The organism is Collinsella aerofaciens (assembly GCF_040910185.1).
Classification (GTDB): domain Bacteria; phylum Actinomycetota; class Coriobacteriia; order Coriobacteriales; family Coriobacteriaceae; genus Collinsella; species Collinsella aerofaciens_BF.
The window spans coordinates 1-9,193 of sequence record NZ_JBDGBA010000036.1; the positions used below are offsets into that span (position 1 = coordinate 1).

Consider the following 9,193-nt stretch of genomic DNA (forward strand, 5'->3'; position numbering starts at 1 on the left):
AGGTGTTCAAGAGCGCCAACGAGAAGGTCCAGGGCATTGGCGATACTCATATTTCCCAGGTGACCGAGCTGGTCGATAAGGCCAAGGACGGCTTTGCCACCCTCAACGGCGCGGTTGACGCGGCGGAGAAGGTCGCCCCCGTCCTTCCTCAGATGCTCGGCGCCAACGGCCAGACGCGCAACTACCTTGTGTACGCCATGAACAACGTCGAGATCCGTGCCTGCGGCGGCTTTGGCGGTTCGCAGGGCCTGATTTCGGTCACCGACGGTCAGATGTCGATTGGCGAGTTTGTTCCCCGCATTGGACTCAGCGAGGATGAGGCAGTCGAGAGCGTCGACGAAGAGGATGAGGCGCTGTTCGGCAACCACAGCAACCTGTACAACTCGGGCAATACCTATTCGCCTGATTGGCCCCGCAACTCGCAGCGTGTCGCCGCGCTGTGGAAGTCCCAGTATGGGCAGGACGTTGATGGCGTCGTCGGCATCGATCCGGTGTTCTTGCAGTACCTGCTGGGCCTTGTCGGTAATGTCTCGCTGCCTGATGGTACGGTCGTCGACGGTACCAACGCGGCGAAGGTTCTCATGCACGATGTGTATTGGAACTATCCGGTCGAGGAATCGGACGGCATCTTTGCGGCTGTTGCCAGCGCCGCCTTCGACAAGATTCTCGGTGGCATCGGTGACGTCGACGTTACAAAGCTTGTCGGTGCATTCGAGCGCGGTGCCGAAGAGGGCCGTCTGATTGCTTGGATGAGAAACGATGATGAGCAGAATGCCATCAAAGAGACGGGCATTGACGCTTCGCTGCCCGATCCGGATGATCCGAGTGCCGATCCCGTTGCCGGCGTTTACTTTAACAACCTGAGCTTCTCCAAGCTCGACTGGTATCTGAACGCCGACACGCAGATCGGCCAGGGCATCAAGAACGGCGACGGCACGTGCTCGTATCGCATCACCGTTACTCTGACGAACATCATGACGCAGGAGGAGGCGGGCAAGCTGCCCGACTACGTTGCGGCGAGCGCACCCGATGCCGCGCGTGACGACGAACGCCTGAATGTCTCGTTGTTTGCCCCGACGGGCGGCAACATCAGTGACCTTACGGTTGAGGGCACACAGTTTGGTCTTGGCGCCGCTACGTGGCATGGAATCCCCTTCTATTCGGGCACCGTTGACCTGCATGCTGGCGAGACGACGACGATCACGTATACGCTGACCACGTCGGCCGAGGCGGGGGACAAGCCGCTTACGCTGCGTCAGACTCCTACATGCCAGGCAGCTCGCGACAGCGCGTCGGCGTAGGGTTTTTCTGGTAGCGCAGATAATCGAGTACCATTTTGGGGCGGACAGGCAATCTGTTCGCCCCTATTTTGTAAGGAGAGCGCATGAAGTACTTTGGCACCGACGGCTTTCGCGGTGAGGCCAACGTTGGGCTGACGGTAGAGCACGCTTATAAGATTGGCCGTTTTGTGGGCTGGTATTACGGCGCCAACCGCGAGCGCAAGGCACGCGTGATCGTGGGCAAGGACACGCGTCGCTCGAGTTATATGTTTGAGGCGGCGCTGGTGAGCGGCCTGGTCGCGAGCGGTGCGGACGCCTATATTCTGCACGTGATCCCCACGCCGGGCGTAGCGCATCAGACTGTGGAAGGCTGCTTCGATTGCGGCATCATGATCAGCGCGAGCCACAACCCGTTTTGCGATAACGGCATTAAGCTCGTCAACAGCGACGGCTTTAAGATGGACGAGGACGTGCTGGAGCTCATCGAGGACTACATCGATGGCAAGAGCGAAGTTCCGCTGGCCACGGGCAACCACATCGGTGCCACGGTGGACTACATGCAGGGCCGCAACCGCTACATTGCTTCGCTCATTGCAAGTGCGAACTTTTCGCTGCAGGGCGTCAAGATCGGTATCGACTGCGCCAACGGCTCGGCTTCCTCGGTGGCCAAGCCGGTGTTTGACGCGCTCGGTGCCGACGTGCGCGTGATCAATGCCGCGCCCGATGGTTTTAACATCAACGTCGATTGCGGCTCCACGCATATGGAACGCCTGCAGCGCCATGTGGTGGAGCAGGGCCTGGACGTGGGTTTTGCCTACGATGGCGATGCCGACCGCTGCCTGGCCGTGGATGAGCGCGGTCGCGTGGTAGACGGCGACCAGATCCTGTACGTGTGCGGCGTGTATCTGAACAAACACGGTCGCCTTTCGGGCGGTACCGTGGTGCCGACGATTGCCAGCAACTTTGGCCTGATCAAGTCGTTGGAGCTTGCCGGTCTGAGCGCCGTGACCAGCGGCGTGGGCGACCGTCACGTGTATGCCAAGATGCGCGAGGGCGGCTACAGCCTGGGCGGCGAGCAGACGGGCCATACGATCTTTGGCGATATCGAGCGCACGGGCGACGGCATTATGACCTCGCTGCGCGTGATGGAAGTGATTCGTGCCGAGCGTGAGACGCTCTCGCAGCTCACGGCTCCGTGCAAGCTGCTGCCGCAGGCGCAGGTGGCCGTGCACGTGGCGGACAAGGACGCCGCGCTCGAGAACATGGGCGTGCAGAACGCCATCGCCGAGGCCGAGGCGTCGCTGGCGGGCGAGGGCCGCGTGCTCGTACGCAAGAGCGGAACCGAGTCGGTTATCCGCGTGCTGGCCGAGGCGCCCGACCAAGCATCCGCCGATGCCGCCATGAAGCGCATCGCCGCCGCGCTGGAAGCTCTGTAAGGTAGTCATTGGGGACGTTCTTAAACGACTAGGTGGAAAGGGGACGCTGCGGATTGGTTCCGCGGCGTCCCCTTTGCGTTGGCGTGTCGGTTATGCCTTACAGCTCGTAGAGCGTGGTGAACTTGTCCTGCAGGTAGCTGCAGTAGTAACGGGCGTCAAAGTCCATGCCGCAGGCGCCCTTGATGAGCTCCGGTGCGTCTTTGGCGCGGCCCCACTGCCAAATGTGCTCACCCAGCCAGGCACGGACGGGCGCCAGATCGCCGCTCGCGCAGGCACCGGTGAGGTCGACGCCGTCGCGGCACATGGCCGGCACAAACATGGCGTCGTAGGCACTGCCCAGCGCATACGTGGGGAAGTAGCCAAACGAGCCGCCGCTCCAGTGCGTATCCTGCAGGCAGCCGTGCGTGTCGTCGGGGACGGGAATGCCCAGGTACTCATCCATAAAGCGATTCCAAAGCGTCGGGATGTCCTTGGCCGTGGCCTCGCCGGCAAACAGCATGCGCTCGATCTCGTAACGCACCATAACGTGCAGCGGATAGGTGAGCTCGTCCGCCTCGGTGCGGATCAACGACGGCTGCGCGATGTTCACGGCGCGGTAGAGCGTGTTCTCGTCCACGCTGCCATAGACCTCGGGCGCGTGACGGCGCAGTACCTCGAGCAGCGGGCCCATAAAGGCGCGGCTGCGACCCACGGTGTTCTCAAAAAAGCGGCTCTGGCTCTCGTGGATGCCCATGGAAGTGCCGCCCTCCAGGCAGGTGCGCGCATAGGCGGGGTTGACGCCCAGCTCGTACATGGCGTGTCCCGCCTCGTGGATGATGCTGTAGACGTTGGAGATGCAGTCGTCCTCGTAGATGTGCGTCGCGATGCGCGCGTCGCCTACGGCAAAGCCCTCGCTAAACGGGTGCTCGGTAAAGGCAAGCGTGGTGTCGTTCAGGTCCAGGCCGACGAGCTTCATCAGGTCAAAGCTCATGGCGCGCTGGGCGGCATCGGGCACGCGGGCGTGCAAAAAGTCGGCATCGGGCTGCTGGCCGCGCTCGCCGATGGCGTGCACGAGCGGCACGACCGTGGCCTTGACCTCGTCGCAAAACGCATCGAAGCTCTTGGTGGAAAGGCCGCGCTCGTACTGGTCGAGCCAAACATCGTATGGGTCGCGCTTGGGGTCCATGAGCTCGGCCTGATGCTTAAGCTGGGCGACGATTCTATCCACATAGGGCTCAAAGCTCGCCCAGTCATTGGCCGTCTTGGCCTTGTGCCACACGGCGTCGGCCTCGCAGGTGAGCCTGGTCCAGGCCTCGGCCTCCTCGGTGGGGATGACGCTTGCTTCGCGCTGGTCGCGGCCGAGCACGCGGATCTCGTCGAGCAGCTGCGGGTCGTCGATCTTGCCGCCGGCGACGGTCTCGCGTGCTAGCGAGCGCACAAGTTCGACAGACTTTTCGCTGGTCAGAAGCTTATGGTGCTCGCCGGCAAGGGTGCCCATGGCGTCGGCACGGGCGGCGGCACCGTTGGCGGGAGCAATGGTCGCGCCGTCAAACTCGGCAATCTTGAGCAGGTACTCGCGGGTCCACAGCTTGCCCTCGAGCTTGCGGAATTTTTTAACGGCCTTATCGACCTTCATGCCTTTGGGCGTCTTGCCCGCTGCGGGCTTGGCCTTCTTATCGAGTTTCTTTCCCATACCATATCCTTGATCTCGCGAGCCGAGCGCCACGGATGGGCGCACGGCCAGTTTGCACAGCTACTTGCCTTGTACCCAGCGCGAACAAAACGGAACGCGGCGATGCGCTCGCGAAATGTGTTATCCTATAGCCCAATGCGTTGACGGAGAGGGTTTTGCCCGCCGTGTCGCCGGCAAGAGAGGGAAGGTCATGGGCTGCAAGCCTTCCTGCGGTGGCAAGGGCCAAGCGTTCACTCCCGAGCAGCGACCTCAACGGGCGCGCGGCCGGTGGCAGCGAAGCCCCAGTAGGGAAGCCGTGAGCCTCGCGACAAGGGGCGCAGAGTGGGCACGGCGGGCCAGACATCCGCCGGGTCAAACAAGGTGGTACCGCGGAATTCAACCGTCCTTGGGCAATGTACATGCCCGAGGGCGGTTTTTTGTTACCGAACCGGGCCGCACATCCGCAGCTATCGGGTGCTAGCCGCCCCGGCAAGCGAGATGCGCGAGAGACGAAAGGGAAGACATGAGTCTGATTGATGATCTGGTCAAACTCGAGGAAGAGGCCAAGGAGCTCGTCGCAGGCGCCGATGACGCCGCCAAGCTCGAGGCTGCGCGCGTTGAGCTGCTCGGTCGCAAAGGCCGTATCACCGGCCTGATGCGCATGATGGGCAAACTCGCCCCCGAGGATCGTCCCATGATGGGCAAGCGCGCCAACGAGATGCGCCAGCTGATCGAGGGCATGCTCGACGAGCGCACCACCGAGATGAAGGCCGCCGCCCTCAAGCACGCACTCGAGCACGAGGCCGTCGACATCACGCTGCCGGGCATCCGTCCGCAGATCGGTCACCAGCACCTGATCAAGCAGATCATCGAGGAGGCCGAGGACATCTTCTGCGGCATCGGCTACACCGTCGAGTCCGGCCCCATGGTCGATACCTCCTACTACAACTTCACCGCGCTCAACGCGCCCATGGATCATCCGAGCCGCTCGGCTCGCGACACGTTCTATGTGGTCGACAACAACCCCGGCAGCGTCGCGCATCCCGAGGCTCACGCTCACGGCGAGTCCGACGTGCTGCTGCGCACCCAGACCTCGGGCGTGCAGATCCACACCATGGAGTCGCAGAAGCCGCCCATCTACATGATCTGCCCGGGCACCGTCTACCGTCCCGACACGGCCGACGCCTGCCACCTGCCGCAGTTCAACCAGATCGAGGGCCTGGTCGTCGACGAGGGTATCACCTTTGGCGATCTTAAGGGCACGCTCGACTACTTTGTTAAGTGCATGTTTGGCGAGGACCGCAAGACGCGCTATCGCCCGCACTTCTTCCCCTTCACCGAGCCTTCCTGCGAGGTGGACGTGAGCTGCCACGTGTGCGGCGGCAAGGGCTGCAACTTCTGCAAGCACAGCGGCTGGATCGAGATTCTGGGCTGCGGCATGGTCGACCCCAACGTCCTGATCAACTGCGGCATCGACCCCGAGAAGTACACCGGCTTCGCCTTTGGTATTGGCGCCGAGCGCGTCGCGGCACTGCGCTACGATCTGCCGGACCTCAGAACGCTCATGACGGGCGATATGCGTTTTCTGAATCAGTTCTAGGCTGCGGCTTGCCCAAGCACGGCACCTCGGCGCTCATTCGTCGCTTGCGTACCAAAGTACGCGGCGCTCCTCTTTCGGGCCGATCTGCCGCACTTGGACAACCCTCGCTTTGTAAGGAATGTTCACAAAGTTGAAGTTTCCACCTGCATCTCTTCGCAGGCTTTCAGTATGAAAGGAGAGCTAGATGCGTGTTTCTTACGACTGGCTCAAGACCATGATCGATATTCCGGAGGATCCCAAGACCCTTTCGGACGAATATATCCGTACCGGCACCGAGGTCGAGGCGATCGACACCGTGGGCGAGTCCTTCGACCACGTGGTGACCGCCAAGGTGCTCACCAAGACCCCGCACCCCGATAGCGACCACATGTATGTGTGCTCGGTCGATGTGGGCGACAAGAATCTCGACGCCGACGGCAACCTCGCCCCGCTGCAGATCGTCTGCGGCGCGCAGAACTTCGAGGCCGGCGACCACATCGTCACGGCCATGATCGGCGCTGTGCTCCCCGGCGACGTCAAGATCAAGAAGAGCAAGCTTCGCGGTGTCGTGTCCATGGGCATGAACTGCTCCGCGCGCGAGCTCGGTCTGGGCGGCGACCACTCCGGCATTATGATCCTGCCCGAGGATACGCCCTGTGGCATGCCGTTTGCCGAGTACGTGGGCTCGAGCGACACCGTGCTCGACTGCGAGATCACGCCCAACCGCCCCGACTGCCTGTCCATGATCGGCATGGCCCGCGAAACCGGTGCCATCTTCGACCGCGATTTCCACGTTGAGCTGCCCGCCATCAAGGTCGAGACCGGCCGCGCGACCGACGACGAGCTTTCGGTCGAGATTGCCGACGAGGGCCTGTGCGACCGCTACGTCGCCCGCATCGTGCGCAACGTGAAGGTCGGCCCCTCGCCCGACTGGATGGTCAAGCGCCTCAACGCCCTGGGCGTGCGCCCGCACAACAACATCGTCGATATCACCAACTACGTGATGATGCTCACCGGCCAGCCGCTGCACGCCTTTGACCTGGACACCTTTGCCGAGCGCGATGGCCACCGTCGCGTGGTGGTTCGCGCCGCCCAACAGGACGAGAAGTTCACGACGCTCGACGGCGAGGAGCGTGTGCTCGATGCCGGCATGGGTCTCATCACCGACGGCGAGCGCCCCGTGGCGTTGGCCGGCGTTATGGGCGGCATGGATTCCGAGATCGAGGACGATACCGTTGACGTGATGGTCGAGAGCGCCTGCTTCAACGCCGGCCGCACCTCGCACACCAGCCGCGACCTTTCGCTGATCTCCGACGCCTCCATCCGCTTTGAGCGCCAGGTCGATGAGACCGGTTGCGTGGATGTCGCCAACGTTACCTGCGCGCTGATCGAGGAGATCGCCGGCGGCGAGGTCGCTCCCGGCTACGTGGATGTGTTCCCCGCGCCCAAGACCATCGACAGCATCAAGCTGCGCCTGGCCCGCGTGCACGCCATCTGCGGCGCCGACATCGAGCCCGACTTTATCGAGCGCTCGCTCACCCGCCTGGGCTGCACCGTCGAGCGCGACGGCGAGGACTTTATGGTCACCCCGCCGAGCTTCCGCCCCGACCTGCCGCGCGAGATCGACCTGATCGAGGAGGTTCTGCGCCTATGGGGCATGGGCCGTGTGACGGCGACCATCCCGGCTGCCAAGAACCACATCGGCGGCCTGACCCGCGAGCAGAAGCTCACCCGCAAGGTCGGCGAGATCTTGCGCGCCTGCGGCCTTAACGAGACCACGACTTTCGGCTTTGCCGCCCCGGGCGACCTGGAGAAGATCGGTATGTCCACCGAGGGCCGCGGTTGCCCCGTGGTGCTCATGAACCCGCTGGTAGCCGAGCAGACCGAGATGCGTCGTTCGCTGCTGCCGGGCCTGCTGCAGTCCGTGGCCTACAACGAGGCGCACGGTACGCCCAACGTGCACCTGTACGAGGTCGGCAGCCTGTTCCACGGTCGCGAGAACGCCAGCCTGCCCAAGGAGACCAAGTCCGTGGCGGGTGTGCTCTCGGGCCAGTGGAGCGAGCAGTCCTGGAACATGAAGTACCGCAAGCTGCGCTTCTTCTCTGGCAAGGGCATCGTTGAGGAACTGCTCGCCCAGCTGCGCATCGAGAAGGTTCGCTTCCGTCCCGTCGAGGGCGAGGGCTACGCTTTCTTGCAGCCGGGTCGTGCGGCCGAGGTTCTGTCCGGCGGCACCGTACTGGGCTGGGTCGGCGAGATTCACCCCGAGGCGCGCGAGGCGATGGGCATCGATGAGGTCGTCGTTGCCTTTGAGCTCGATCTGGACAAGCTGATCAAGGGCGCCCGCAATCAGGAGAACTACCGCGAGTTCTCGCAGTACCCGGCTGTTGAGCACGACCTTGCTATCGTGGTCGACAATGCTGTGACCTGCGAGGATCTTGAGCGCCGCATTACCAGCGCCGGCGGCAAGCTGCTCGAGGGCGTGCGCCTGTTCGACGTCTACCGCGATCCCATCCGCATCGGAGCGGGCAAGAAGTCCATGGCCTTTGCGCTTACGTATCGCTCCGACGACCACACGCTCACCAGCGAAGAGGTCGAGAAGGCGCACCAGAAGATCGTCACCAAGGTATGCAAGGGCGTAAACGGCGAGGTCCGCGGATAGGGCTTGCGCTGGGGTATGGGTCAGCGGTGGTTGCCGCCGAGTCTTACGTGACCGCTATGCTCGATATAAGGCACCGTTGAGCCTTCATATATGACACGCGCATTACATAACGGCGTGCTGCTTTGTCGGCAGTGCGCCGTTTTGCTATGATAGCCCGCGGCGTGTTACGAATCTTACAATGCGTAACACTGACAAGGTGATTTAAGCGGCGTTGCAATTCTGTGCGCCGATAACCGGGAGGCGCCCATGCACATTCCAGATAATTATCTGTCCCCGCAGACGGATGCCGTCATGGCAGTGGCAATGGTGCCCGTTTGGGTCCACTGCATCAAAAAGGTGCGTGCCACGCTCGATCGCGAGCACATGGCTTTCCTGGGCATCTGCGCCGCATTTTCCTTCTTGCTCATGATGTTCAACGTGCCGCTGCCCGGCGGCACCACGGGTCACGCCGTCGGCGGCGCGCTCATCGCGCTGCTGCTGGGCCCGGAGGCCGCGGCCATTGCTGTCTCGGTCGCGCTGGCGCTACAGGCACTACTGTTTGGCGACGGCGGCATCCTGTCCTTTGGCGCCAACTGCTTTAACATGGCC

Annotated in this window: 6 protein-coding genes; 5 read left to right on the forward strand and 1 reads right to left on the reverse strand. The window is 62.8% G+C overall.

All coding sequences use genetic code 11. The features are described 5' to 3' along the window. On the forward strand, nt 1–1,301 hold a 1,301-nt coding region (locus AB5Z54_RS09635; RefSeq protein WP_368161374.1), incomplete at its 5' end, for a DUF4012 domain-containing protein. Nucleotides 1,302–1,384: 83 nt separating this feature from the next. Next, nucleotides 1,385–2,716: a phosphoglucosamine mutase gene (glmM, locus tag AB5Z54_RS09640; protein WP_368161376.1), complete on the forward strand. Its 1,332-nt coding sequence runs from the start codon at nt 1,385–1,387 to the stop codon at nt 2,714–2,716. Between the two features lie 97 nt (nt 2,717–2,813). On the opposite strand, the gene AB5Z54_RS09645 is transcribed toward glmM, so the two are convergent. Beyond that, the gene (locus tag AB5Z54_RS09645) at nt 2,814–4,388 is read right to left on the reverse strand and encodes a carboxypeptidase M32 (protein WP_368161378.1); all 1,575 of its coding nucleotides are present in this window, start codon (nt 4,386–4,388) and stop codon (nt 2,814–2,816) included. A gap of 502 nt (nt 4,389–4,890) precedes the next feature. On the opposite strand from AB5Z54_RS09645, the gene pheS reads away from it, so the two are divergent. The 3 genes from pheS to AB5Z54_RS09660 all read left to right on the forward strand — a co-directional run. Next, nucleotides 4,891–5,967: a phenylalanine--tRNA ligase subunit alpha gene (gene pheS / locus AB5Z54_RS09650; RefSeq protein WP_035136801.1), complete on the forward strand. Its 1,077-nt coding sequence runs from the start codon at nt 4,891–4,893 to the stop codon at nt 5,965–5,967. A 184-nt stretch (nt 5,968–6,151) separates the two neighbouring features. Further along, complete coding sequence (gene pheT / locus AB5Z54_RS09655; RefSeq protein WP_368161379.1) at nt 6,152–8,605, forward strand: phenylalanine--tRNA ligase subunit beta; 2,454 nt, start codon at nt 6,152–6,154, stop codon at nt 8,603–8,605. A 246-nt stretch (nt 8,606–8,851) separates the two neighbouring features. Beyond that, on the forward strand, nt 8,852–9,193 hold a 342-nt coding region (locus tag AB5Z54_RS09660; protein ID WP_368161381.1), incomplete at its 3' end, for an energy-coupling factor ABC transporter permease.

What these genes read in the sequence shown, in the direction of transcription:
- glmM (WP_368161376.1), top strand. Translation starts at nt 1,385, where the DNA reads ATGAAGTACTTTGGCACCGACGGCTTTCGCGGTGAGGCCAACGTTGGG.
- AB5Z54_RS09645 (WP_368161378.1), bottom strand. Translation starts at nt 4,388, where the DNA reads ATGGGAAAGAAACTCGATAAGAAGGCCAAGCCCGCAGCGGGCAAGACG.
- pheS (WP_035136801.1), top strand. Translation starts at nt 4,891, where the DNA reads ATGAGTCTGATTGATGATCTGGTCAAACTCGAGGAAGAGGCCAAGGAG.
- pheT (WP_368161379.1), top strand. Translation starts at nt 6,152, where the DNA reads ATGCGTGTTTCTTACGACTGGCTCAAGACCATGATCGATATTCCGGAG.